Origin of the sequence: Enterobacter cloacae complex sp. IR5441, from assembly GCF_049238215.1 — a bacterium.
In the GTDB taxonomy this organism is placed as follows: Bacteria; Pseudomonadota; Gammaproteobacteria; order Enterobacterales; family Enterobacteriaceae; genus Enterobacter; species Enterobacter hormaechei_C.
In genome coordinates, this window is the sequence record NZ_JBMKIA010000016.1 from 49,354 (window position 1) to 73,347 (window position 23,994).

The following is a 23,994-nucleotide window of genomic DNA, read 5'->3' on the forward strand; positions in this document are numbered from 1 at the left end:
AACCCAATGTTTCAGCAGAAAAAGGACTGGGAAACACGAGAAAACGCATTTGCTGCTTTCTCCATGGGGCCGCTGACCGATTTCTGGCGCCAGCGTGAGGAAGATGAGTTTATGGGCGTCGGGGAAATCCCGGTACGCTTCGTTCGTTTCCGTGATGAAAAAAATGACCGGGTGATTGTGGTCTGCCCCGGGCGCATCGAAAGCTATATCAAATATGCCGAGCTGGCGTATGACCTGTTCCATCTGGGCTTTGATGTGTTAATTATCGACCATCGCGGGCAGGGGCTTTCCGGCCGGATGTTGCCGGATACCCATCGCGGCCACGTGGATAACTTCAGCGATTACGTCGACGATCTGGCCGCGTTCTGGCAGCAGGAAGTGGAGCCCGGACCGTGGCGCAAGCGTTATATTCTTGCCCACTCCATGGGGGGCGCGATCTCGACGTTGTTTTTGCAGCGCCATAAGCACCAGTGTGACGCCATTGCGCTGACCGCGCCGATGTACGGCATTGTGATACGTTTTCCTGACTGGATGGTGCGCCATCTTCTCGACTGGGCTGAGGGCCATCAGCGCATTCGAGAAGGCTATGCCATCGGAACAGGACGCTGGCGGGCATTGCCGTTTGCCATCAACGTCTTAACCCACAGTCGGCAGCGTTATCGCCGCAACCTGCGTTTTTATGCCGATGAACCGCGTCTGCGGGTCGGCGGCCCTACCTGGCACTGGGTGCGGGAAGGTATTCATGCCGGTGAGCAGGTGCTGGCGGGCGTAGGCGATGATGACACGCCGACGCTCCTGATCCAGGCGGAAGAAGAGCGTGTGGTGGATAACCGCATGCATGACCGCTATTGTGAACTTCGCGCCGCTGCGGGCCATCCCTGTGAAGGGGGTAAACCGCTGGTCATCAACGGTGCGTACCATGAGATCCTTTTTGAAAAGGACGCTATGCGCTCAGTCGCGCTCAACGCCATTGTTGAATTTTTCAACAGGCATAACTGATTATTGTTTTCCACCAGAGGTTGAAATCCCTATGTACCAGGTTGTTGCATCTGATTTAGATGGCACGCTGCTTTCCCCCGACCACACCCTGTCGCCTTATGCGAAAGAGACCTTAAAACTCCTGACTGCCCGTGGCGTGAACTTTGTCTTCGCCACTGGCCGCCACCACGTGGACGTGGGGCAGATCCGCGATAACCTGGAGATCAAGTCGTACATGATCACCTCCAACGGTGCGCGCGTACATGACACGGACGGCAACCTGATTTTTACCCACAATCTCGATCGCGACATCGCCACCGATTTGTTCGGCATTGTGCATAACAACCCGGATATCGTCACTAACGTTTACCGCGACGACGAGTGGTTTATGAACCGCCACCGCCCGGAAGAGATGCGCTTTTTCAAGGAAGCCGTATTCCAGTACTCACTGTACGAGCCGGGTCTGCTGGAGCCGGAAGGGATCAGTAAGGTGTTCTTCACCTGTGTAAATCATGAGGAGTTACTGCCGCTGGAGCAGGCGATCAACGCCCGCTGGGGCGACCGCGTGAACGTGAGCTTCTCCACGCTGACCTGTCTGGAAGTGATGGCGGGCGGGGTGTCCAAAGGTCACGCGCTGGAAGCGGTAGCGAAACGGCTGGGCTTTGATCTGAAAGACTGTATTGCCTTTGGCGATGGCATGAACGATGCCGAGATGCTCTCCATGGCGGGTAAAGGCTGCATCATGCAGAACGCGCACCAGCGCCTGAAAGATCTGCACCCGGAGCTGGAAGTGATCGGCACCAACGGCGATAACGCCGTGCCTAAGTATCTGCGCAAACTGTTCCTTGAATAATCTTCAATTGATTGTTTATTGTTCAGATGTCAACTAAAGAGTTCGCTACAATGCCTCTCCTTCTTTCTGAGAGACAAGCATTGTGGCGCTACTCATTATCACCACTATCCTGTGGGCCTTCTCCTTTAGTTTGATTGGCGAATACCTTGCCGGATCGGTCGACAGCTACTTCTCGGTACTGATGCGCGTGGGGCTGGCGGCGCTGGTGTTCCTGCCGTTCCTGCGTACCCGCGGGCAGTCGCTAAAAACGATACTGCTGTACATGCTGGTAGGCGCGATGCAGCTCGGCATCATGTACCTGTTCAGCTTCCGGGCCTACGTTTACCTGTCCGTCTCGGAATTTCTGCTCTTCACCGTGCTGACGCCGCTCTACATCACGCTGATTTATGACTTGCTCAGCAGGCGCCGTTTGCGCTGGGGATATCTGCTGAGCGCTGCGCTGGCAGTCATTGGCGCGGCGATTATTCGCTATGACAAGGTAAGCGATCACTTCTGGACCGGGCTGATGTTCGTCCAGCTCGCCAACATTAGTTTCGCCATCGGCATGGTGGGCTACAAACGCCTGATGGAGACCCGCCCTATGCCGCAGCATAACGCGTTTGCGTGGTTCTATATGGGCGCGGCGATTGTCGCGGTAGCGGCGTGGTTTCTGCTCGGCAATCCGCAAAAGCTGCCGACTACCTCCGTGCAGTGGAGCGTTTTGGTCTGGCTGGGCGTGGTGGCGTCGGGGCTGGGCTATTTTATGTGGAACTACGGCGCTACGCAGGTAGACGCCGGGACGCTGGGGATCATGAACAACGTGCACGTGCCGGCGGGGCTACTGGTGAACCTCGCCATCTGGCAGGAGCAGCCGCACTGGCCGAGTTTCCTTATTGGGGGAACGGTGATCCTGGCTTCGCTGTGGGTCCATCGCCGCTGGGTCGCTCCGCGCTCCGCACAAACGGAAGATGGTCGCACGCGTGGTTCCGCGCTGAGCGAATAAACGCTTCCGTAATCGGCTGACGCTGCTCGCCGTCGCGCACGGCGGCGTACAGCCGGCTCCACAGTCCTTCACCCAGGGTTTTGGTGACCACCAGACCCTGGCGTTCAACCGTCTCGACCACCCAGTGCGGCAGCGCCGCAATCCCCATTCTGGCCGCCACCATCTGAATTAACAGCAGCGTGTTATCCACGCTTTTCAGCTGTGGGCTGATGCCCGCGGGTTGCAGGAAATGGCGCCAGATATCCAGACGACTGCGCTGTACCGGGTAAATCAGCAGCGTCTCCGTTGCCAGATCTTCCGGCGTGATACGCGTTTTAGCGGCCAGCGGATGGTCCGGGGCCAGCACCAGACGCACCTCAAAATCAAACATTGGCGAATAGTGCAGACCGCTGCGCGGCAGAATATCTGAGGTCATCACCAGATCCAGCTCACCCTGCTGAAGCGACGGCTGCGGATCAAACGTGACGCCGGATTTGAAGTCCATCTCCACCTGCGGCCACTTCTGGCGGAAGTTCTCAAGCGCGGGGGTCAGCCACTGAATACAGCTGTGACACTCAATGGCGATGCGCAGGGTGGTCTGCTGCGGCTCGTTGCAGGACTGCAACGCGCTGGCAATCTGCGGCAACACCTGGTTCGCCAGCTGAAGCAAAATTTCGCCCTGCGGCGTAAAGCGCAAAGGCTGGCTCTTACGCACAAAAAGACGAAAGCCGAGGCGTTGTTCCAGATCGCTGAACTGGTGAGAAAGGGCAGACTGAGTCTGGTGCAGCGTGGCCGCTGCCGCCGCAAGAGAACCGCAGTTCCGCAACGCTTGTAGCGTTTTCAGGTGTTTTATCTCGATCATGAAAGTCCTTCACTTCGCCATGAACATTTTGCGCTTGAGGAATATACAGTACCTGCCAATTATAGAAGTGTAAACATCTGGACGTCTAAATAACGAATTTCTACAAGGGGTATGCCATGACAATCCGCACTCACACTCTCGGTTTCCCTCGCGTTGGCCTGCGTCGCGAGCTGAAAAAAGCGCAAGAAAGCTACTGGGCGGGTAACGCCACCCGCGAAGAACTGCTGGCGGTGGGGCGCGAGCTGCGCGCGCGTCACTGGGATCAGCAAAAACAGGCGGGCGTAGACCTGCTGCCGGTGGGCGATTTCGCCTGGTACGACCATGTTCTGACCACCAGCCTGCTGCTTGGCAACGTGCCGGCTCGTCATCAGAACAACGATGGATCGGTGGATATCGATACCCTGTTCCGCATCGGCCGTGGCCGCGCGCCAACGGGTGAGCCAGCGGCAGCGGCGGAAATGACCAAGTGGTTTAACACTAACTATCACTATATGGTGCCGGAGTTCGTTAAGGGCCAGCAGTTCAAACTGACCTGGACCCAGCTTCTGGATGAAGTGGACGAAGCGCTGGCGCTGGGTCACCAGGTGAAACCCGTGCTGCTGGGGCCGGTCACCTACCTGTGGCTGGGCAAAGTGAAAGGTGAGCAGTTCGACCGCCTCAGCCTGCTGAACGATATTCTGCCGGTTTATAAGCAGGTGCTGATTGAGCTGGGTAAGCGCGGTATTCAGTGGGTGCAAATCGATGAACCGGCGCTGGTGCTTGAGCTGCCGCAGGCGTGGCTGGATGCCTTCAAACCGGCGTATGACGCGCTCACGGGCCAGGTGAAGCTGCTGCTGACCACCTATTTCGAGGGCGTAACGCCGAACCTCGACACCATTACCGCGCTGCCGGTTCAGGGTCTGCACGTTGATCTCGTTCACGGCAAAGACGATGTGTCAGAGTTGCACAAGCGTCTGCCTGCGGAGTGGCTGCTCTCTGCCGGTCTGGTGAATGGTCGTAACGTCTGGCGTGCCGATCTCACCGAGAAATATGCACAAATCAAGGACATTGTCGGTAAACGTGAATTGTGGGTAGCCTCTTCCTGTTCCCTGCTGCACAGCCCGATCGACCTGAGCGTGGAGACCCGACTCGACCCTGAGGTGAAAAGCTGGTTTGCCTTTGCCCTGCAAAAGTGTGAGGAGCTGGCTCTGCTGCGCGACGCGTTGAACAGCGGCGACACGGCAGCGATTACTGACTGGAGCGCGCCGATCCAGGCGCGCCGTCACTCGACGCGCGTGCATAACCCGGCGGTGGAAAAACGTCTGGCGGCCATCACTGCCCGGGACAGCCAGCGCCAGAGCCCGTATAAAGTGCGCGCCGAAGCCCAGCGTGCGCGCTTTAACCTGCCCGCATGGCCGACCACAACCATCGGCTCCTTCCCGCAGACTACCGAGATCCGCGGCCTGCGCCTGGACTTCAAAAAGGGCAATCTGGATGCGAATCACTACCGCACCGGCATTGCGGAACACATCAAACAGGCGATCGTCGAGCAGGAACGTCTGGGTCTGGACGTGCTGGTGCACGGCGAGGCCGAGCGTAACGATATGGTGGAATACTTCGGTGAACACCTGGACGGCTTTGTCTTTACCCAGAGCGGCTGGGTGCAAAGCTACGGCTCCCGCTGCGTGAAGCCGCCGGTGGTGATCGGTGACGTCAGCCGCCCGGAAGCGATCACCGTGGAGTGGGCGAAGTATGCCCAGTCTCTGACCGACAAACCGGTAAAAGGCATGCTGACGGGGCCGGTGACCATTCTCTGCTGGTCGTTCCCGCGTGAAGATGTATCCCGGGAAACCATCGCCAAACAGATCGCCCTGGCGCTGCGTGATGAAGTGGCGGATCTGGAAGCGGCGGGGATTGGCATCATTCAGATCGACGAACCGGCGCTGCGTGAAGGCTTGCCGCTGCGTCGCAGCGACTGGGATGCTTATCTGACGTGGGGCGTGGAGGCGTTCCGCCTCAACGCGGCCGTCGCGAAGGACGACACGCAGATCCACACCCACATGTGTTACTGCGAATTTAACGACATCATGGACTCCATTGCCGCGCTCGACGCCGATGTGATCACCATCGAGACCTCGCGTTCAGACATGGAGCTGCTGGAGTCGTTCGAAGAGTTCGACTACCCGAACGAAATCGGGCCGGGCGTGTATGACATTCACTCCCCTAACGTGCCGAGCGTGGAGTGGATTGAAACGCTGCTGCAAAAAGCCGCCCGGCGCATTCCGGCGGAACGCCTGTGGGTAAACCCGGACTGCGGCCTGAAAACTCGCGGCTGGCCTGAAACCCGCGCGGCGCTGGCGAACATGGTGCAGGCGGCGCAGAATTTGCGTCAGGCGTAGTGGGGCTGGATTGCCCGGTTGGCGCAGCCGCCACCGGGCTTTTTGTATTACGCTTTCTTCCCGCCGTACTGGCTGAACCACGCCAGCATTCTCTGCCAGCCATCTTTCGCCGATTCTGCGTGATAGCTCGGACGATAATCGGCATTAAACGCGTGTCCCGCATCCGGGTACACCACGATTTCGGCCTTCGCGTTTGCCGCCCGCAGCGCGTGGCGCATGGTCTCGACGGTATCAAGCGGAATGCCGGTATCCTGGCCGCCATACAGCCCTAGCACCGGGGCATTTAAATCGGTGGCGATATCAACTGGATGTTTCGGCGAGTTCAGGGTCTTTTCACCCACCAGTTTACCGTACCAGGCCACAGCGGCTTTCAGCTGCGGATTGTGCGCGGCATACAGCCAGCTAATGCGTCCGCCCCAGCAGAAGCCGGTCACCATCAGACGGTGCGGGTCGCCACCGTTGCGCGCCGCCCAGCTGGCAACGTGGTCGAGATCGGCCAGCACCTGCGCGTCCGGCACTTTGCTGACCAGGTTGCTGAACAGCGTCGGGATGTCGCTGTAATCATTCGGATCGCCCTGACGGAAATAGAGTTCCGGCGCAACGGCCAGGTAACCTTCCAGCGCCAGACGGCGGCAGAGGTCGCGAATATGTTCATGAACGCCAAATATTTCCTGCACCACGATCACGATGGGCAGCGGGCCATCGGCGGATTTTGGCCGCGCGTGGTACGCTGGCATGTTCTCTCCCTGGGAGGGAATGGAGGTCTCGCCTGCGGTAATGGCCTCTTCATGGGTTGAGACGATGGTTGAAGCATGCGGGGCCGCAGCAGGTGCAAAACCGGTTTTTTCAGTCATGGCATTCTCCGTACCAATGAATGGATTAGCGCAAAGATAAATATAGACACCAGGTTAACAATCCACAGTGCCTTATAGCGTCTATCTTTTGTGCAGCACCCGGCGATATAACTTGTTAATGTGATGTGAATCACTATTTTATGGAAATTAACTGCAATCATTTTCATTCATGGTGAGGTGTGTCACGAAATAATGCACATTGCTTCTGTAAAGTACCGTTTTACTTCTTCTGACAAACCGACCCACAGAGGAGTCACCTATGTCTAAGTCTGATGTTTTTCATCTCGGCCTCACTAAAAACGATTTAAAAGGGGCTACGCTTGCTATCGTCCCTGGCGATCCTGAGCGTGTGGAAAAGATCGCCGCGCTGATGGATAAGCCGGTTAAGCTGGCAGCGCATCGCGAATTCACCACCTGGCGCGCAGAGCTGGACGGTAAAGCGGTGATCGTGTGCTCTACCGGTATTGGTGGCCCGTCTACCTCTATCGCCGTTGAAGAGCTGGCGCAGCTGGGCATTCGTACTTTCCTGCGCATCGGCACCACAGGCGCCATTCAGCCGCACATCAACGTGGGCGACGTGCTGGTTACCACCGCATCCGTGCGTCTGGACGGGGCAAGCCTGCACTTTGCACCGATGGAATTCCCGGCAGTGGCCGATTTCGAATGCACCACCGCGCTGGTTGAAGCCGCGAAGTCCGTGGGCGCAACCACCCACGTGGGCGTAACTGCCTCTTCCGATACCTTCTACCCGGGCCAGGAGCGTTACGACACCTTCTCTGGTCGCGTGGTGAGCCGTTTCAAAGGCTCCATGGAAGAGTGGCAGTCGATGGGCGTCATGAACTACGAAATGGAATCTGCGACGCTGCTGACCATGTGCGCAAGCCAGGGTCTGCGTGCCGGTATGGTGGCGGGCGTTATCGTCAACCGTACTCAGCAGGAGATCCCGAACGCTGAAACCATGAAGCAGACTGAAAGCCATGCGGTGAAAATCGTGGTTGAAGCGGCGCGCCGCCTGATCTAATTCTCTCTTCAGTGCTGAAAGGTCGACATGCTCGGCCTTTTCTTTTTGCGTAACGCCTCGCAGGAAAACCCTTTCAAACTGGACGTTCATACAGCACAATTCTATTTTGTGCGGTAATACGTTGATGCAGGGGGCATTGTGGATATCTCAATCCTGATTTATGCAGTGATTGCGCTGGTGAGCGTGGGAATTGGCTGGCTCATTTCCGGCTACCAGCATGCGCAGCAGAAAGCCGAACAGCTGGCAGAGCGCGAGGAGATCGTCGCTGAACTTAGCGCGACGAAACAACAGCTTGCGCTGAGTGACCACTGGCGCGACGAATGCGAACTGCTCAATAACGAACTGCGCAATCTGCGTGATATCAATACCTCGCTGGAGGCCGATCTCCGTGAAGTGACCACCCGTCTTGAGTCCACCCAACTGCACGCCGAAGACAAAATCCGTCAGATGATCAACAGCGAGCAGCGTCTTAGCGAGCAGTTTGAGAACCTCGCGAACCGCATTTTTGAGCACAGCAATCGCCGCGTGGATGAGCAGAACCGCCAGAGCCTGAACAGCCTGCTGACGCCGCTGCGTGAACAGCTGGATGGCTTTCGCCGTCAGGTACAGGACAGCTTTGGTCAGGAAGCCCGCGAACGCCACACGCTGGCGCATGAAATTCGTAATCTCCAGCAGCTGAATGCGCAGATGGCGCAGGAGGCGGTTAACCTGACGCGCGCACTGAAAGGTGATAACAAAGCGCAGGGAAACTGGGGCGAAGTGGTCATGACGCGCGTGCTGGAGGCCTCTGGCCTGCGCGAAGGATACGAATACGAAACGCAGGTCAGCATTGAGAACGATGCGCGCTCGCGGATGCAGCCGGATGTCATTGTTCGTCTGCCACAGGGCAAAGATGTGGTTATCGACGCCAAAATGACGCTGGTGGCCTATGAGCGCTACTTCAACGCTGAGGATGACTACACCCGCGAAACAGCGTTGCAGGAGCACATCGCCTCCGTGCGTAACCATATCCGTCTGTTGGGCAGAAAAGATTATCAGCAGTTGCCGGGGCTGCGATCGCTGGATTATGTGCTGATGTTCATTCCGGTCGAGCCTGCGTTCCTGCTGGCGCTCGACAGACAGCCCGAACTGATCACCGAAGCGCTGAAAAATAACATTATGCTGGTCAGCCCCACCACGCTACTGGTGGCGTTACGTACCATTGCCAACCTGTGGCGCTATGAGCACCAAAGCCGTAACGCGCAGCAGATTGCCGATCGCGCCAGCAAGCTGTACGACAAAATGCGGCTGTTTGTGGACGATATGTCCTCGGTGGGGCAAAGCCTGGATCGCGCGCAGGATAACTACCGCCAGGCGATGAAAAAACTCTCCTCCGGGCGTGGCAATTTGCTGGCGCAGGCGGAGGCGTTTCGCAGCCTGGGGGTGGAAGTTAAACGCGAGATTAATCCGGAACTGGTGGAGCAGGCTACCGCTCAGGACGAAGAGTTTCGTCTGCGTGAAGGCGACGGTAAGCAAAATAGCCGCAATGAAGACAACGATTTAGCGGCGAGTTTATCCCCCGAAGCGCAGCCGGCGCGTTTCTTTCACGGTGGTTGAAACGTAGGGCAAATGCGCCCAATCTGTTACACTTCACGAACATTTGACTGATTAGCAGGCTCTGAGATGGTTGACGATTCACAAGACACAACGCACTTTGGCTTTCAGACTGTCGCCAAAGCGCAGAAAGCTGACATGGTGGCCCACGTATTTCATTCCGTGGCGGCGAAGTACGATGTGATGAATGATTTGATGTCATTTGGCATTCATCGCTTGTGGAAGCGCTTCACTATTGATTGCAGCGGCGTGCGCCGTGGACAAACGGTGCTGGATTTAGCCGGAGGCACAGGGGATCTGACCGCTAAATTCTCCCGTCTGGTTGGCGAAACCGGCCGCGTGGTGCTGGCGGATATCAACGACTCCATGCTGAAAATGGGACGCGAAAAGCTGCGTAATATCGGCGTGGTAGGCAACGTTGAATATGTTCAGGCCAACGCCGAAGCGCTGCCGTTCCCGGATAATACGTTCGACTGCATCACCATTTCTTTCGGTCTGCGTAACGTGACCGATAAAGATAAAGCGCTGCGCTCCATGTACCGCGTGCTTAAGCCGGGCGGTCGACTGCTGGTACTCGAGTTTTCTAAACCGATTATCGACCCGCTGAGCAAAGCTTACGATGCCTATTCCTTCCACGTTCTGCCGCGCATCGGCGAGCTGGTGGCAAACGATGCAGAAAGTTACCGTTATCTGGCCGAGTCCATCCGAATGCACCCGGATCAGGACACGCTGAAAGCGATGATGCAGGATGCGGAGTTTGAAAACGTGGAATACTTCAATATGACGGCGGGTGTCGTCGCGCTGCATCGTGGTTACAAGTTCTGAGTGGAGGTTTCCCGTGCCCATTAAACCCTTAGTCACCGCTGGCATCGAGAATGTGCTGAATGCCTTTCTGTATCGCGCTCCGGCGCTGAAAACCGCACGTCAGCGGCTTAACGGAAAGGTGCTGCGCATCGTTTTAAAGGAGTTCTCGACGCCGCTTGTGTTGGTCTTCAGCGAACGCCAGCTTGACGTTCTGGGTGAGTGGGAAGGCGAGGCTGACTGCTCGGTGATTACGCACATGAGCGTATTGCCAAAACTGCGTGACCGTCAGCAGATGACGGCGCTTATTCGCAGCGGTGAGCTGGAGGTCGAAGGCGATATTCAGGTGGTACAGAACTTCGTTGCACTCAGCGATCAGGCTGAACTCGACCCGGCGGAACTGATGGCGCCCTATATCGGCGACATCGCGGCTGAAGGTATAAGCAAAACGCTGCGCACGGGTTCCGCTTTCCTTCGTAAAGGTCTGCTCCGTCAACAGCGCTACGCTGCCGAGGTGCTGACCGAAGAGTGGCGTATGGCGCCTGGGCCTTTAGAAGTCGCCTGGTTTGCAGAAGAGACCGCGGCAGTTGAGCGCGCAGTTGATGCGTTAACCAAACGGCTGGAAAAACTGGAGGGCAAATGACGCCTGGTGAAATTCGGCGCCTCTATTTTATCGTTCGCACCTTTTTGAGCTACGGGCTCGACGAGCTTATCCCCAGAATGCGTATCACCCTGCCGCTTCGGCTTTGGCGTCGCACGCTGTTCTGGATGCCGAATCGCCATAAGGATCAGGAGCTGGGCGCACGCCTGCGTCTTGCGTTACAGGAGCTGGGCCCGGTCTGGATCAAGTTTGGGCAGATGCTCTCAACACGTCGCGACCTTTTCCCACCGCAGATTGCCGATCAGCTCGCGCTATTGCAGGACCGCGTTGCTCCGTTTGACGGAGAGAGAGCGAAGAAACAAATCGAAGAAGCGATGGGCAATATCCCCATCGAGACCTGGTTTGATGATTTCGATATTCAGCCCCTGGCCTCTGCCTCTATTGCGCAGGTTCACACCGCGCGCCTGAAGGAAAATGGCAAAGAGGTGGTCATCAAAGTGATTCGTCCGGATATCCTGCCGGTTATCAAAGCAGACATGAAGCTGATTTATCGCCTGGCTCGCTGGGTGCCGCGTCTGTTGCCGGATGGTCGCCGTCTGCGTCCGCTGGAAGTGGTTCGGGAATACGAAAAAACGCTGATTGACGAGCTTAATCTGCTGCGTGAATCGGCGAACGCCATTCAGCTGCGTCGAAACTTTGAAGACAGCCCGATGCTGTATGTTCCTGAAGTCTATTCTGACTATTGCAGTCAGAACATGATGGTGATGGAACGTATCTACGGTATTCCGGTCTCGGACGTGGCGGCGCTGGAAAAACAGGGCACCAACATGAAGCTGCTGGCCGAGCGTGGCGTGCAGGTCTTCTTTACTCAGGTTTTCCGCGACAGCTTCTTCCATGCAGACATGCATCCGGGCAACATTTTCGTCAGCTATGAGCACCCGGAAGATCCGAAATACATCGGCATCGACTGCGGTATTGTCGGCTCGCTGAATAAAGAGGATAAGCGCTACCTCGCTGAGAACTTTATCGCTTTCTTCAATCGCGACTACCGTAAGGTGGCCGAGCTGCACGTGGATTCAGGCTGGGTTCCGCCAGATACCAACGTGGAAGAGTTTGAATTTGCGATTCGCACCGTCTGTGAGCCGATTTTTGAAAAGCCGCTCTCGGAGATCTCTTTCGGACACGTCCTGCTCAACCTGTTCAACACCGCACGCCGTTTCAATATGGAAGTGCAGCCACAATTAGTTTTACTTCAGAAAACATTACTTTACGTTGAGGGCGTAGGCCGCCAGCTCTATCCTCAGTTAGACTTGTGGAAAACCGCGAAACCGTTCCTCGAATCCTGGATTAAGGATCAGGTCGGTATTCCAGCCCTGGTTCGCTCGCTTAAAGAGAAAGGCCCGTTCTGGATTGAAAAAATGCCTGAAATTCCTGAACTGGTTTACGACAGTTTGCGTCAGAGCAAGAACCTTCAGCACAGCATGGATAAAATCGCGCACGAGCTTCAATCCAGTCGCGTGCGTCAGGGGCAGTCCCGCTATCTCTTCGGAATTGGCGCGACGCTGCTGATAAGCGGCACGTTGCTGTTGATCAATCGTCCGGACTGGGAAATGATGCCAGCCTGGATTATGGCTGCCGGTGTGGTTGTCTGGCTTGCTGGCTGGCGAAAAACGCGCTGAATTAGCGTCGCTATCGAGAGATTGCATACGTATAATGCGATCTGACTAATTAATCATCTATCACTGGGGAACACGCATGGGTGGTATCAGTATCTGGCAGTTAGTGATCATTGCCGTCATCGTTGTGCTGCTGTTTGGCACGAAAAAACTCGGATCGATTGGTTCCGACCTGGGCGCGTCAATCAAAGGTTTCAAGAAAGCCATGAGCGATGATGAGAATAAGCAGGAAAAAACCAGTCAGGATGCTGATTTTACCGCTAAATCCATCGCCGATAAGCAGGACGAAGCCAAAAAGGAAGAGGCTAAACGTCACGATAAAGAGCAGGTGTAATTCGTGTTCGACATTGGTTTTGGTGAGTTACTGCTGGTCTTTGTGATTGGTCTGATTGTGTTGGGGCCGCAGCGTTTACCCGTTGCGGTGAAAACCGTCGTGGGCTGGGTGCGGGCGCTTCGCTCGCTGGCAACTACCGTGCAGAACGAACTGGCGCAGGAGCTGAAGCTTCAGGAATTTCAGGACAGCCTGAAAAAGGTTGAAAAGGCGAGCATGGACAACCTGACGCCGGAGCTGAAAGCATCAATGGATGAGTTGCGCGAAGCGGCGGAATCCATGAAGCGTTCTTACAGCATTAACGATCCTGAGAAGGCGAGCGATGAAGCAAACACCATCCACAATCCGGTGGTGAAGGGTAGCGAAGAGCAGCGCGAGGGTGTAACGCCTTCCAGCGCGGAGCATCAGGCTGCTTCGCCAGAGCAATCGCCGCAGGAGCCCGAAGTGAAAAAGCAGGTGCCGCCGGAAGAGCCCGTGGTCAAAACGGCTGAGGTAAAACCCGCCGCGCCCGTTTCCGAATCATCCCCCTCGTCGAGTGATAAAGCGTAAACATGGCAGTAGATGATACTCAACCGCTTATTACGCACCTCATTGAGCTGCGTAAGCGCCTGTTAAACTGCATTATTGCGGTTTTCCTCATTTTTTTATGTCTGGTCTATTTTGCCAACGATATCTATCAGGTGGTTTCCGCGCCGCTGATTAAACAGATGCCTCTGGGCGCGACGATGATTGCAACAGACGTTGCTTCACCGTTCTTTACCCCGATCAAACTGACCTTCTGGGTGTCGTTGATTGCCTCTGCGCCGGTTATTCTGTATCAGGTCTGGGCATTTGTGGCGCCCGCGCTGTACAAGCATGAACGCAAGCTGGTTATTCCGCTGCTGGTGTCCAGTTCGCTGCTGTTTTATATCGGCATGGCGTTCGCCTACTTCGTTGTCTTCCCGCTGGCCTTCGGTTTCCTGACGCATACCGCACCGGAAGGGGTACAGGTGTCGACGGACATCGCCAGCTACCTCAGCTTCGTGATGGCGCTGTTTATGGCCTTTGGTGTCGCCTTCGAGGTGCCCGTAGCAATTGTCCTGCTCTGCTGGGTGGGGGTGACCACGCCTGACGATCTGCGTAAGAAGCGCCCGTACATCCTGGTGGGGGCATTTGTCGTAGGTATGCTGTTAACGCCACCGGACGTCTTCTCGCAAACCTTACTGGCGATACCTATGTACTGCCTGTTTGAAGTCGGCGTGTTCTTCGCTCGTTTCTACGTCGGAAAGGGGCGTACCCGGGACGAAGAAGACGAGCCGTCTGAAGAGACTACTAAAGAATAAAACCAACCGCCCGTCAGGGCGGTTGTCATATGGGGATACGTATGTTTGATATCGGGCTTAACCTCACCAGCGCCCAGTTTGCGAAAGACCACGATGAGGTGGTGGCGCGCGCCTTTGCCGCCGGCGTGGGTGGGCTGCTACTGACGGGAACGAATCTGCATGAGAGTGAGCAGGCACGGCAGCTGGCGCAACGCTATCAACACTGCTGGTCCACCGCAGGCGTGCATCCCCATGACAGCAGCCAGTGGACGCATGAAAGCGCTGAGGCGCTTCATCGTCTGGCACAAACGCCAGAAGTGGTTGCCATTGGCGAATGCGGGCTTGATTTCAACCGTAACTTCTCGACGCCTGAAGAGCAGGAGAAGGCATTTACCGCCCAGCTCGCGCTGGCAGCAGAGCTGGAGATGCCGGTGTTTATGCACTGTCGCGATGCGCATGAACGTTTTATGGCGCTACTGGAACCCTGGCTGGAGAAACTGCCGGGCGCGGTGTTGCACTGCTTTACGGGCTCCCGTCAGGAAGCGCTGGATTGCCTGAACCGCGGGCTGTATTTGGGTATCACTGGCTGGGTCTGCGATGAGCGTCGTGGGCTGGAACTGCGTGAGCTGTTACCCGTTATCCCGGCCGATCGTTTGCTGCTGGAAACGGATGCGCCGTATCTGTTGCCCCGGGATATGCAGCCCAAACCGCCATCACGACGTAATGAACCGGCCTACCTGGGGCATATTGCTGAGCGAGTGGCGCACTGGCGCGGAGAAGATGCCCAGTGGCTGGCAGCACAAACCGATGATAACGTGCGTCGTCTGTTCGGCGTGCAGTTCTAAACTTTGCGGAAATCGGTGTTTTTAACGCTCTGCAACACCTCTTTGTTCAGCAGGTTGAGCAGCAGCATGGAGCGCGCTTCACCGTCCGGCTCAGCGAAGATGGCCTGTAACCCTTCAAAGGCGCCTTCGGTGATCACCACGCTGTCGCCGGCATAAGGGGTTTCCGGATCGGTAATATCTTCAGGCTGCTGGTAGACAGAAAGCTGATGAATAACCGATGACGGTACTCTTGCCGGATGGGCGCCAAAACGCACAAAATGGCTGACGCCGCGCGTGGCGCTGATCGTCGTGGTATGGATCACTTCGGGGTCGAACTCGACGAACAGATAGTTCGGGAAAAGAGGCTCACTGACGGTCGTGCGTCTTCCACGCTGCATTTTTTCAAGCGTGATCACGGGTGTCAGGCAGTTAACAGACTGACGTTCAAGATGTTCCTGCGCGCGCTGAAGTTGCCCGCGTTTGCAATACAGTAAATACCAGGCCTGCATAATCACTCTTCCCATTGTTCGGGGCGCAAGCATACCAAAACCCTGGCGGGATCGCTAAGGTGATTATAATGGCGAAAAAGAGAGTAAGTCGTGGAAGTTCACGCTAATTTAACAAAATTACAGCATCACGCGGTCTTACGCCGTATAATGAAGCGCTTACAGAGAGGCCATGATTAACTGCATGAAATACCACGATCTACGCGACTTCCTGGCGCTGCTGGAAAAGCAGGGTGAACTCAAACGCATTACGCTTCCTGTTGATCCGTATCTGGAAATGACAGAAATCGCTGACCGCACCCTGCGCGCGGGCGGCCCGGCGTTGCTGTTTGAAAACCCAAAAGGCTACGCCATGCCGGTGCTGTGCAACCTGTTTGGCACACCTCGCCGCGTTGCGCTGGGGATGGGACAGGAAGATGTCACGGCGTTACGTGAAGTGGGCAAACTGCTGGCCTTTCTTAAAGAGCCGGAGCCGCCAAAAGGGTTCCGCGACCTGTTCGACAAGCTGCCGCAGTTTAAGCAGGTGCTGAACATGCCCACCAAACGCCTGCGCGGTGCGCCGTGCCAGCAAAAAGTGCTGGAAGGCGATGCGGTGGATCTGACCAAAATTCCCATCATGCAGTGCTGGCCTGACGATGCCGCACCGCTGATCACCTGGGGCCTAACCGTGACGCGTGGGCCGCATAAAGAGCGCCAAAACCTCGGCATTTACCGCCAGCAGCTGATTGGCAAGAACAAGCTCATCATGCGCTGGTTGTCCCATCGCGGTGGGGCGCTGGATTTCCAGGAGTGGTGCGCGGCCCATCCGGGCGAACGCTTCCCGGTTTCCGTCGCGCTGGGTGCCGATCCGGCAACCATTCTGGGCGCGGTGACGCCTGTTCCTGATACGCTGTCTGAATATGCCTTTGCAGGGCTGCTGCGCGGCACCAAAACCGAAGTGGTGAAGTGCATCTCCAGTGACCTGGAAGTACCGGCCAGCGCAGAGATTGTGCTGGAAGGTTACATTGAACAGGGCGAGCTGGCGCCCGAAGGGCCGTACGGCGACCACACCGGCTATTACAACGAAGTGGATAACTTCCCGGTGTTCACCGTCACCCACATTACCCAGCGTGAAGATGCCATCTATCACTCCACCTATACCGGCCGTCCACCCGACGAACCGGCGGTGCTTGGCGTGGCGCTGAACGAAGTGTTTGTGCCGATCCTGCAAAAGCAGTTCCCGGAAATCGTTGATTTTTATCTGCCGCCGGAAGGGTGTTCGTATCGCCTGGCGGTGGTGACGATGAAGAAGCAGTATGCCGGTCACGCTAAGCGCGTGATGATGGGCGTATGGTCTTTCCTGCGCCAGTTTATGTATACCAAGTTTGTGATTGTCTGCGATGATGACGTCAATGCCCGCGACTGGAATGACGTCATCTGGGCCATCACCACGCGTATGGATCCGGCGCGTGATACGGTGTTAGTGGAAAACACGCCGATTGATTATCTGGACTTTGCCTCGCCGGTTTCCGGCCTTGGCTCAAAAATGGGACTGGATGCCACGAACAAATGGCCTGGCGAAACCGACCGTGAATGGGGTCGCCCGATCGAAAAAGATCCTGCCGTGACCGCGCGAATTGACGCGATCTGGGACGAGCTGGCCATAATGAATAACGGTAAGGCAGAATAAGACCGTTTAGCCCTATAGACTTCCCGACAGAGAGAGCGAATGACAACCTTAAGCTGTAAAGTGACGTCGGTAGATGCTATTACCGACACCGTATATCGCGTCCGTTTGGTTCCTGAAGCGGCCTTCTCATTCCGTGCCGGTCAGTACCTGATGGTCGTGATGGACGAGCGTGATAAGCGTCCTTTCTCTATGGCCTCAACGCCAGCAGAGAAGGAATTTATTGAGCTGCATATTGGTGCGTCTGAGCTTAACCTGTACGCGATGGCCGTGATGGACCGCATCCTGAAAGAGCGTGAAATCGTGGTCGATATTCCTCATGGCGAGGCCTGGCTGCGTGAAGACGAAGACCGTCCGCTGATCCTGATTGCCGGTGGCACGGGCTTCTCTTATGTCCGCTCTATTCTGCTGACCGCGCTGGCGCGCAACCCGAATCGCGATATCACCATCTACTGGGGCGGCCGTGAAGAGAAGCATCTTTACGATCTGTCTGAGCTGGAAGCGCTGAGCGTAAATCATCCAAACCTGCGCATCGAGCCGGTTGTCGAGCAGCCTGAAGAGGGCTGGCGCGGGCGCAGCGGTACGGTGCTGACTGCGGTATTGCAGGATCATGGGACGCTGGCCGGGCACGATATCTATATTGCCGGTCGCTTTGAAATGGCAAAAATTGCCCGCGACCTGTTCTGCAACGAGCGTGACGCGCGGGAAGATCGTCTGTTTGGCGATGCGTTTGCGTTTATCTGATTGAGAGACCCGCTTCGGCGGGTTTTTTACGCTCGGGCATTAGCCTGGTGAAAATTTAACCTTGAAATGGGCGGCGCATTGCCGTTATTCTTGTTCCCGTTAAATTTCGCCCTCAGGAGCGCCCCCCAAAAATGAACGAACACGACTGATGAATTTCGATCCTTGCTCAACGCACCGCGTCGGCAGGGGATGTTTTGATTTCATTCAGGAGTGCTTATGGCTCATTTTACGCAGTCCCCCTCTTTTATTTTGCATCAGGTCACCTGTCAGTTTGCGACGGGCGATATCCTTTTTGGTCCGCTGAATCTTTCTCTGGATGCGTCAGTGTGCGCGCTGGTTGGCCGCAACGGCAGCGGTAAAACACGTCTTCTGCGGCTGCTGGCAGGGGTTGATGAACCCGCCAGCGGTCATATTGAGCGCTTTGGTACACACGTCTATGTGGCGCAGCAGCAGGATATTTCTGCGGATACGACTCTTGCCGGACTGCTTGGTTACGACGCGATCTTTGCGGCGCGCACGCGCATCGACAGCGGTCATTATGAACCCGACGATCTCGACACGCTCGATGGTTACTGGGATCTGGCTGAACGGCTGAGCCAGGCTTTTATCACTGCAAAACTTCCCCCTTTTGACCCGAATAAACGCGCGGCAGAGCTGAGCGGCGGCGAGCGCATTCGTGCCTTGCTGTGCGGCGCATTCGCCGCAGATGCTGATTACCTGCTGCTGGACGAACCGACCAACCACCTCGACAGGCAAGGCCGCGTGTGGTTCTACGAGCAGCTTTCCCGGTATCAGGGCGGGGTGCTGGTGGCCTCCCACGACCGTGAGTTGCTGGCCCAGGTATCGCGTATCCTTGAACTGAGCGCATTGGGCCTGCGCAGCTACGGTGGGAATTATGCTGGCTATCGAACCCAGCGTGATGCTGAGCAGCTGGCTGCCCGCGCCGCGCTGGAGCATGCTGCCACCGAACGCAAGCGTACCCGCGCCCGTATGCATAAAGAGCATGACGACAGCCTGCGGCGTTCAGCCAAAACGCTTCGCACGGTCGACAGCCTTAACATCGCCTCGTTTGAACGGGTCAAATACAAAGGGGCGGCGAAAGAGCGTATTGGTTCCTGGAAAAAACAGCATAGCGATCAAAATCATGCTCTGAACGCTGCGGTCAACCAGGCACGCGAGCGGGTTGAAGAGGATAACGCGGTGATGTTTACCCTGCCGGGCAGTGAAATCCCGGAAGGAAAACAGGTGCTGGTGCTGGAAGAACTGGTGCTTCCGCACGTGCCTGTCTCCCCGATAAACTGGCGAATGGATGGCCCGATGCGCGTGGCGCTACGCGGGCCGAACGGCTGTGGAAAATCCACGCTGTTGAAAGTGATGTTGGGCGAAACCGCCCCTGTCACGGGAACCTGTAAGGTCTCCGTCAGGTGTGCGTATCTCGATCAGCATCTTTCCCGGCTGGATCTGTCGCAGTCGGTGATGACACACCTTAGCCAGGGCAATACGCCGCTCGAAGAAGGGGCGCTGCGTACCCGTTTAGCGCAGCTTCAGCTGGGCGCAGAGAAAGTAACACTACCACTGGCCGAACTGAGTGGCGGCGAGCGCCTGAAGGCCGCGCTGGCCTGCGTATTGTGGCGTGAAGCGGCAACGCAGCTGTTGCTTCTGGATGAGCCAACCAACCATCTTGATCTGGCCTCTGTTCAGGCTATAGAAGCGGCCTTAGCCGATTACCCCGGCGCGCTGCTGGTGGTGTCGCATGATGAAGCCTTTCTGGCAGGGCTGAAGTTGACGCATGAACTGGTGTGGGAAGAGACGGGATGGCGATGTGAAAGCCTGTAAACACAAGCCCCCGCAAGGGCGGGGGCAAACAAACTTTATCAGGCTAACTGCTTGCGAAGGTCAGGGTTTGCCTGGATCAGGCGCATCAGCTTTAGCTCGGCTGGGGTTGGTTTTTCACGTTTTGACTCCCACTCCAGCACCATCGCTACGCTGACACCCATCGCTCTTGCGAATTCATCTGTTTTCAGGCCCGATCCTTTGCGTAAACGCTCAAATTCACTAAAAGGATTGGACTTTTGATTCAGGGTAACCGTCGGCGGTACATCTTTAAAAATAATCTGTTCCAGGCTGCTCAGCAGCTCAAACTCAGGATCTTTTAATTCCATTGAGAACTCCTCATAAATCACACATCGGGATCATGAACATCAGAGAGCCTGTTAAGAATAGTCCCTAAACCAGACACAGGATCGTCACGGCTGTGATTAATTGTGCGATAACGATCGCTTTACGCGTTTCAGCTATATGGATAGTTATGCTAATTACCTGATAAGTCATATGTAGGGATGCACAGGTATTTTTTTGTAAATAGTCAGTACAAAAACGGGAATACCCGTTTTGCATGAAAACTCTATCTTGCAAGGCTGACCTGGACTATCCTTGTCAGCGTTGGGCACGCGTGTGCCGGTGTGCGCTTTTTGGGTGAAAGGAGTAATAAAATGGCGACAGGAAAGTCCTGCTCTCGCTGGTTTGCGCCTATTGCGGCGTTGTTGATGGTTGTTAGCCTGAGTGGGTGTTTCGATAAAGAAGGCGATCAGCGCAAAGCGTTTATCGATTTTCTACAGAATACAGTGATGCGTAGCGGCGAGCGTTTACCAACGCTGACTGCGGATCAGAAAAAACAGTTTGGTCCATTCGTGTCGGATTACGCCATTCTGTATGGCTATTCACAGCAGGTAAGCCAGGCGATGGATTCCGGTATTCGCCCGGTAGTGGATAGCGTGAATGCCATCCGCGTTCCACAGGATTATATGACCCAGCGCGAACCGCTGCGCCAGTCAAATGGCGCGCTTGGGGTACTGAGCCAGCAGCTGCAAAATGCCAAAATGCAGGCTGATGCGTCGCGTTCCGCGTTGAAGCAGGGCGAGGATCTCAAACCGGTCTATGACCAGGTGTATGAGAAAGTCGTGACCAAGCCGTCAAACGCCTTGCAACCGCTGATCCCGGCGGCGCAGGTCTTTACTCAGCAGCTGGTTCAGGTGGGTGACTTTATTAGTGAACAAGGTACGCAGGTGAGCTTCGTCTCTAACGGTATCCAGTTCCCGACCTCCCAGCAGGCGAGCCAGTATAACGCGCTGATCGGGCCGCTCGCGTCCCAGCATCAGGCCTTTAGCCAGGCATGGAGCGCAGCGGTCGCTGCTACGGAATAAGAAAAACCCCCGCTTCGGCGGGGTTTTTTTTATGCTTGATGAAAATAACGCTTGTCATTCATCTACCACATCGGTATAACTATGTCCGTCGGTTTGTTACACAGACCTAAAGCAGTTTAGTAAAGCAGTCCAGATTGTTATCCATAGATACCCTTCGTAGTGACCCTTCCTTCATCGCTTAAAAATCTGTAACGCAATCCATCAAGCCGGAAGGCACAATATATTTGTTAATAAGGTAATTTCTATGTCTGCTAAAATGACTGGTCTGGTAAAATGGTTCAACGCTGATAAAGGTTTCGGCTTCATCACTCCTGACGATGGCTCTAAAGACGTGTTCGTACACTTCTCTGCTATCCAGAACGATGGCTACAAATCTCTGGATGAAGGTCAGAAAGTTTCCTTCACCATCGAAAGCGGCGCTAAAGGCCCAGCAGCTGGTAACGTTGTAAGCCTGTAAGCTTCCAACCCAGTAGCACAAAATTCAAAAACCCGCCTTCTGGCGGGTTTTTTCGTTTCTACTGCTGTATCTGCGGGTTAACGCAGTTTTTATCCACTTTACCGCCGAGCGCGGCAATCAGGTTATCCACGGCGGTCGCCGCCATATTGTAGCGTGTTTCATGAGTGGCAGAGCCGATGTGGGGCAGGGCGACGACGTTCGGCATGGTCAGTAGCGGAGAATCTACCGGCAGCGGCTCCTGTTCAAACACGTCCAGACCAGCGGCGTGGATCTCACCGTTTTGCAGTGCCTCAATCAGCGCCTTCTCATCGACCACCGGACCACGACCCGCGTTGATGAAAATGGCCGATTTCTTCATCTTTTCAAACGCCGCTTTGCCGATGAGATGACGCGTTTCATCCGTCAGCGGCAGGATCAGGCAGACAAAGTCGGCTTCCCGCAACAGCGTATCAAGCTCGCAGTAGCGGGCATTGAAACGTTCTTCAGCTTCAGTGTGGTGACGGCGTGCGTTATACAGGATGGGCATGTTGAAGCCGAAATGCGCGCGCTGTGCCAGTGCCAGACCGATACGGCCCATCCCAACAATCCCCAGCGTTTTGCCATGAACGTCCACGCCGAACCAGTCCGGGCCAATGCTTTTCGTCCATTCGCCCGCTTTCACGCGCTCGGCCACTTCCACCACGCGACGCGCGGTACTGAGCACCAGCGCCATCAGCGTGTCGGCGACGGTCTCCGTCAAGGCATGCGGCGTGTGCATCAGCAGGATGCTGCGCGCGTTTAGCGCATCCACGTCGAAATTGTCGTATCCCACCGAAACGGTTGAGGTAGCACGAAGCTTCGGCATTTTCTCCAGCAGCGCTGCATCCACCTTTTCGCTCGAACCCAGCAGACCCTCGGCGCTGGCAAACGCGTCGGCGTGCTGCGCCACGGTTTCCGGGCTGAGGTTCTTGACCCGGGTAACGGTAAAGTGTTCTTCCAGGCGTTTTTGCAGATCTTCAGGCAGTGCTTTGTACAAAATGACGGACGGCTTCATGCTAATCTCCGTTGATTTTAAAAGGATTCAGGCGTGGCGTGCGCCGACGGGTAGCTGTTGATTATTAGCAGGCTTAACAATCAGAGTAAGCCATACCGAGGCAAAAAGCGCCACCCCCATAAAGATGTAAGAGGCCGATGGGCTGCCGGTGGCGCCGTTCAGATAGCCCACAAACCACGAGCCAAAGAACGAACCCAGCGCACCCATACTGTTGATCAACGCCATCGCGCCCCCAGCGACGTTACGCGGCAGCATTTCCGGGATGATGGCAAAGAACGGACCATACGGGGCATACATGGCCGCACCCGCAATCACCAGCAGCGTATACGAAGCCCAGAAGTGGTTCGCGCCCACGGCCCAGGAGCCAATAAAGGCAAAAGCAGCGATCAGCAGCAGTGGCCAGACGAACAGCTTACGGTTTTGCAGCTTGTCCGATGCCCAGGAGACGATAATCATCGCGATGGTCGCAGCCAGGTAAGGCACCGATGACAGCCAGCCCACTTCCACCATGCCAAGGTTTTCACCGCCGCTGCGGATAATCGACGGCAGCCACAGCACAAAGCCGTACACGCCAATACTCCAGGTAAAATACTGTGCGCACAGCAGAATAACGTTCCGGGAGCGGAAGGCTTCACCGTAGTTACGCACCGCTTTCAGCCCCTGCTGCTCTTTATCCAGCTGCGCCTGGAGCGCGGCTTTTTCGTCCTCAGAAAGCCATTTTGCCTGGGCTGGCTTATCTTTCACCAGCACCCACCAGCAGAAGGCCCAGATAATCGCGGGAACCCCTTCGATGATGAACATCTCGCGCCAGCCGAAGGACTGGATCAGGTAGCCGGAAACCACCGACATCCACAACACGGTGACCGGGTTACCGAGTATCAGGAACGTATTAGCACGTGAACGCTCAGATTTTGTGAACCAGTTGCTGATGTAAATCAGCATTGCTGGCATGACGGCCGCCTCAACCACGCCGAGAATAAAGCGAATAGCCGCCAGAGCAGGAATGTTATTCACCACGCCAGTAAGCGACGCACAGGCACCCCATAAGATCAGGCAGATGAAAATGAGCTTTCGCACGCTGCGGCGTTCAGCGTAAATCGCGCCGGGGATCTGGAAGAAGAAATAACCCAGGAAGAAGAGGGCACCCAGCAGGGAGGAGACCCCTTTGGTGATCCCGAGGTCTTCGTTGATCCCGGCGGCGGATGCGAAACTGAAGTTGGCACGATCCAGGTACGCCAGGCTGTACGTGATAAACACGATTGGCATGATGTACCACCAGCGTTTTACTGCATTGGTCGAACTGTTCATAGGCTTGCCTCTGTTGTTGAGGTTGTTGCCGCCGTTGTCTGTA

24 protein-coding genes are annotated in these 23,994 nt (G+C 55.9%); 18 read left to right on the forward strand and 6 right to left on the reverse strand.

Translation table 11 applies throughout. The features are described 5' to 3' along the window. Positions 1-6 precede the first annotated feature (6 nt). From pldB to ACOTX5_RS17000, 3 genes are all read left to right on the forward strand, one after another. Positions 7-999, forward strand: coding sequence for a lysophospholipase L2 (pldB, locus tag ACOTX5_RS16990; protein ID WP_045343862.1), 993 nt, complete (start codon positions 7-9; stop codon positions 997-999). Between the two features lie 31 nt (positions 1,000-1,030). Further along, positions 1,031-1,831: a sugar/pyridoxal phosphate phosphatase YigL gene (yigL, locus tag ACOTX5_RS16995; protein ID WP_015570001.1), complete on the forward strand. Its 801-nt coding sequence runs from the start codon at positions 1,031-1,033 to the stop codon at positions 1,829-1,831. 82 nt (positions 1,832-1,913) lie between these two features. After that, positions 1,914-2,813, forward strand: a complete 900-nt coding sequence (locus ACOTX5_RS17000) for a carboxylate/amino acid/amine transporter (RefSeq protein ID WP_023295736.1) — start codon at positions 1,914-1,916, stop codon at positions 2,811-2,813. On the opposite strand, the gene metR is transcribed toward ACOTX5_RS17000, so the two are convergent. After that, on the reverse strand, positions 2,701-3,654 hold the full coding sequence (gene metR, locus ACOTX5_RS17005; RefSeq protein ID WP_045333508.1) for an HTH-type transcriptional regulator MetR: 954 nt from the start codon (positions 3,652-3,654) through the stop codon (positions 2,701-2,703). The two genes, ACOTX5_RS17000 and metR, sit on opposite strands and share 113 nt — an antisense overlap. Positions 3,655-3,770: 116 nt before the next feature. On the opposite strand from metR, the gene metE reads away from it, so the two are divergent. Then, complete coding sequence (metE, locus tag ACOTX5_RS17010; RefSeq protein ID WP_045911857.1) at positions 3,771-6,032, forward strand: 5-methyltetrahydropteroyltriglutamate--homocysteine S-methyltransferase; 2,262 nt, start codon at positions 3,771-3,773, stop codon at positions 6,030-6,032. Positions 6,033-6,079: 47 nt separating this feature from the next. On the opposite strand, the gene ACOTX5_RS17015 is transcribed toward metE, so the two are convergent. Further along, entirely contained in the window at positions 6,080-6,886 is an 807-nt protein-coding gene (locus tag ACOTX5_RS17015) for a dienelactone hydrolase family protein (protein WP_045911856.1), read from the reverse strand. A 259-nt stretch (positions 6,887-7,145) separates the two neighbouring features. Between ACOTX5_RS17015 and udp the strand changes: the two genes are divergently transcribed. From udp to tatD, 9 genes are all read left to right on the forward strand, one after another. Next, entirely contained in the window at positions 7,146-7,907 is a 762-nt protein-coding gene (gene udp / locus ACOTX5_RS17020; RefSeq protein ID WP_047727042.1) for a uridine phosphorylase, read from the forward strand. A 138-nt stretch (positions 7,908-8,045) separates the two neighbouring features. Then, a complete protein-coding gene (gene rmuC / locus ACOTX5_RS17025) occupies positions 8,046-9,503 on the forward strand; it encodes a DNA recombination protein RmuC (protein WP_017383581.1) in 1,458 nt (485 codons plus the stop codon). Positions 9,504-9,569: 66 nt separating this feature from the next. Further along, the gene (gene ubiE / locus ACOTX5_RS17030) at positions 9,570-10,325 is read left to right on the forward strand and encodes a bifunctional demethylmenaquinone methyltransferase/2-methoxy-6-polyprenyl-1,4-benzoquinol methylase UbiE (protein WP_003860790.1); all 756 of its coding nucleotides are present in this window, start codon (positions 9,570-9,572) and stop codon (positions 10,323-10,325) included. Positions 10,326-10,338: 13 nt separating this feature from the next. Continuing rightward, positions 10,339-10,944: a ubiquinone biosynthesis protein UbiJ gene (ubiJ, locus tag ACOTX5_RS17035; RefSeq protein ID WP_045348415.1), complete on the forward strand. Its 606-nt coding sequence runs from the start codon at positions 10,339-10,341 to the stop codon at positions 10,942-10,944. Further along, positions 10,941-12,581: a ubiquinone biosynthesis regulatory protein kinase UbiB gene (gene ubiB / locus ACOTX5_RS17040; protein ID WP_017694740.1), complete on the forward strand. Its 1,641-nt coding sequence runs from the start codon at positions 10,941-10,943 to the stop codon at positions 12,579-12,581. Before ubiJ ends, ubiB begins: the two co-directional genes overlap by 4 nt. Before the next feature lie 76 nt (positions 12,582-12,657). Then, positions 12,658-12,912: a Sec-independent protein translocase subunit TatA gene (tatA, locus tag ACOTX5_RS17045; RefSeq protein WP_003860787.1), complete on the forward strand. Its 255-nt coding sequence runs from the start codon at positions 12,658-12,660 to the stop codon at positions 12,910-12,912. Between the two features lie 3 nt (positions 12,913-12,915). Continuing rightward, a complete protein-coding gene (gene tatB, locus ACOTX5_RS17050; RefSeq protein ID WP_003860783.1) occupies positions 12,916-13,458 on the forward strand; it encodes a Sec-independent protein translocase protein TatB in 543 nt (180 codons plus the stop codon). Between the two features lie 2 nt (positions 13,459-13,460). Beyond that, the gene (gene tatC, locus ACOTX5_RS17055) at positions 13,461-14,231 is read left to right on the forward strand and encodes a Sec-independent protein translocase subunit TatC (RefSeq protein ID WP_015569997.1); all 771 of its coding nucleotides are present in this window, start codon (positions 13,461-13,463) and stop codon (positions 14,229-14,231) included. 41 nt (positions 14,232-14,272) lie between these two features. Then, on the forward strand, positions 14,273-15,055 hold the full coding sequence (gene tatD, locus ACOTX5_RS17060) for a 3'-5' ssDNA/RNA exonuclease TatD (protein WP_017694739.1): 783 nt from the start codon (positions 14,273-14,275) through the stop codon (positions 15,053-15,055). On the opposite strand, the gene rfaH is transcribed toward tatD, so the two are convergent. After that, positions 15,052-15,543, reverse strand: a complete 492-nt coding sequence (rfaH, locus tag ACOTX5_RS17065) for a transcription/translation regulatory transformer protein RfaH (protein ID WP_003860779.1) — start codon at positions 15,541-15,543, stop codon at positions 15,052-15,054. The two genes, tatD and rfaH, sit on opposite strands and share 4 nt — an antisense overlap. Before the next feature lie 169 nt (positions 15,544-15,712). On the opposite strand from rfaH, the gene ubiD reads away from it, so the two are divergent. From ubiD to ACOTX5_RS17080, 3 genes are all read left to right on the forward strand, one after another. Beyond that, the gene (ubiD, locus tag ACOTX5_RS17070; RefSeq protein ID WP_032652159.1) at positions 15,713-17,209 is read left to right on the forward strand and encodes a 4-hydroxy-3-polyprenylbenzoate decarboxylase; all 1,497 of its coding nucleotides are present in this window, start codon (positions 15,713-15,715) and stop codon (positions 17,207-17,209) included. Positions 17,210-17,248: 39 nt separating this feature from the next. Further along, positions 17,249-17,950: an NAD(P)H-flavin reductase gene (gene fre / locus ACOTX5_RS17075; protein ID WP_003860778.1), complete on the forward strand. Its 702-nt coding sequence runs from the start codon at positions 17,249-17,251 to the stop codon at positions 17,948-17,950. Positions 17,951-18,166: 216 nt separating this feature from the next. After that, positions 18,167-19,786: an ABC-F family ATP-binding cassette domain-containing protein gene (locus ACOTX5_RS17080; protein WP_045911853.1), complete on the forward strand. Its 1,620-nt coding sequence runs from the start codon at positions 18,167-18,169 to the stop codon at positions 19,784-19,786. 38 nt (positions 19,787-19,824) lie between these two features. Here ACOTX5_RS17080 and ACOTX5_RS17085 read toward each other — a convergent pair whose 3' ends face one another. Next, the gene (locus ACOTX5_RS17085) at positions 19,825-20,112 is read right to left on the reverse strand and encodes an HTH-type transcriptional regulator (RefSeq protein ID WP_003860776.1); all 288 of its coding nucleotides are present in this window, start codon (positions 20,110-20,112) and stop codon (positions 19,825-19,827) included. Positions 20,113-20,442: 330 nt separating this feature from the next. On the opposite strand from ACOTX5_RS17085, the gene ACOTX5_RS17090 reads away from it, so the two are divergent. Together ACOTX5_RS17090 and cspE are read left to right on the forward strand one after the other, a co-directional pair. Beyond that, complete coding sequence (locus tag ACOTX5_RS17090; protein ID WP_017383576.1) at positions 20,443-21,153, forward strand: DUF3053 domain-containing protein; 711 nt, start codon at positions 20,443-20,445, stop codon at positions 21,151-21,153. A gap of 244 nt (positions 21,154-21,397) precedes the next feature. After that, on the forward strand, positions 21,398-21,610 hold the full coding sequence (gene cspE / locus ACOTX5_RS17095; protein ID WP_003860775.1) for a transcription antiterminator/RNA stability regulator CspE: 213 nt from the start codon (positions 21,398-21,400) through the stop codon (positions 21,608-21,610). A gap of 58 nt (positions 21,611-21,668) precedes the next feature. On the opposite strand, the gene ghrB is transcribed toward cspE, so the two are convergent. Both ghrB and ACOTX5_RS17105 read right to left on the reverse strand, forming a co-directional pair. Continuing rightward, positions 21,669-22,643 (reverse strand): glyoxylate/hydroxypyruvate reductase GhrB, encoded by a 975-nt coding sequence (ghrB, locus tag ACOTX5_RS17100; RefSeq protein ID WP_045329437.1) that lies wholly within the window; start codon positions 22,641-22,643, stop codon positions 21,669-21,671. 27 nt (positions 22,644-22,670) lie between these two features. After that, complete coding sequence (locus ACOTX5_RS17105; RefSeq protein ID WP_001089079.1) at positions 22,671-23,951, reverse strand: MFS transporter; 1,281 nt, start codon at positions 23,949-23,951, stop codon at positions 22,671-22,673. Positions 23,952-23,994: the final 43 nt, after the last annotated feature.

What these genes read in the sequence shown, in the direction of transcription:
- pldB (WP_045343862.1), top strand. Translation starts at nt 7, where the DNA reads ATGTTTCAGCAGAAAAAGGACTGGGAAACACGAGAAAACGCATTTGCT.
- yigL (WP_015570001.1), top strand. Translation starts at nt 1,031, where the DNA reads ATGTACCAGGTTGTTGCATCTGATTTAGATGGCACGCTGCTTTCCCCC.
- metR (WP_045333508.1), bottom strand. Translation starts at nt 3,654, where the DNA reads ATGATCGAGATAAAACACCTGAAAACGCTACAAGCGTTGCGGAACTGC.
- metE (WP_045911857.1), top strand. Translation starts at nt 3,771, where the DNA reads ATGACAATCCGCACTCACACTCTCGGTTTCCCTCGCGTTGGCCTGCGT.
- ACOTX5_RS17015 (WP_045911856.1), bottom strand. Translation starts at nt 6,886, where the DNA reads ATGACTGAAAAAACCGGTTTTGCACCTGCTGCGGCCCCGCATGCTTCA.
- udp (WP_047727042.1), top strand. Translation starts at nt 7,146, where the DNA reads ATGTCTAAGTCTGATGTTTTTCATCTCGGCCTCACTAAAAACGATTTA.
- ubiE (WP_003860790.1), top strand. Translation starts at nt 9,570, where the DNA reads ATGGTTGACGATTCACAAGACACAACGCACTTTGGCTTTCAGACTGTC.
- ubiB (WP_017694740.1), top strand. Translation starts at nt 10,941, where the DNA reads ATGACGCCTGGTGAAATTCGGCGCCTCTATTTTATCGTTCGCACCTTT.
- tatA (WP_003860787.1), top strand. Translation starts at nt 12,658, where the DNA reads ATGGGTGGTATCAGTATCTGGCAGTTAGTGATCATTGCCGTCATCGTT.
- tatC (WP_015569997.1), top strand. Translation starts at nt 13,461, where the DNA reads ATGGCAGTAGATGATACTCAACCGCTTATTACGCACCTCATTGAGCTG.
- tatD (WP_017694739.1), top strand. Translation starts at nt 14,273, where the DNA reads ATGTTTGATATCGGGCTTAACCTCACCAGCGCCCAGTTTGCGAAAGAC.
- rfaH (WP_003860779.1), bottom strand. Translation starts at nt 15,543, where the DNA reads ATGCAGGCCTGGTATTTACTGTATTGCAAACGCGGGCAACTTCAGCGC.
- ubiD (WP_032652159.1), top strand. Translation starts at nt 15,713, where the DNA reads ATGATTAACTGCATGAAATACCACGATCTACGCGACTTCCTGGCGCTG.
- fre (WP_003860778.1), top strand. Translation starts at nt 17,249, where the DNA reads ATGACAACCTTAAGCTGTAAAGTGACGTCGGTAGATGCTATTACCGAC.
- ACOTX5_RS17080 (WP_045911853.1), top strand. Translation starts at nt 18,167, where the DNA reads ATGGCTCATTTTACGCAGTCCCCCTCTTTTATTTTGCATCAGGTCACC.
- ACOTX5_RS17085 (WP_003860776.1), bottom strand. Translation starts at nt 20,112, where the DNA reads ATGGAATTAAAAGATCCTGAGTTTGAGCTGCTGAGCAGCCTGGAACAG.
- ACOTX5_RS17090 (WP_017383576.1), top strand. Translation starts at nt 20,443, where the DNA reads ATGGCGACAGGAAAGTCCTGCTCTCGCTGGTTTGCGCCTATTGCGGCG.
- cspE (WP_003860775.1), top strand. Translation starts at nt 21,398, where the DNA reads ATGTCTGCTAAAATGACTGGTCTGGTAAAATGGTTCAACGCTGATAAA.
- ghrB (WP_045329437.1), bottom strand. Translation starts at nt 22,643, where the DNA reads ATGAAGCCGTCCGTCATTTTGTACAAAGCACTGCCTGAAGATCTGCAA.
- ACOTX5_RS17105 (WP_001089079.1), bottom strand. Translation starts at nt 23,951, where the DNA reads ATGAACAGTTCGACCAATGCAGTAAAACGCTGGTGGTACATCATGCCA.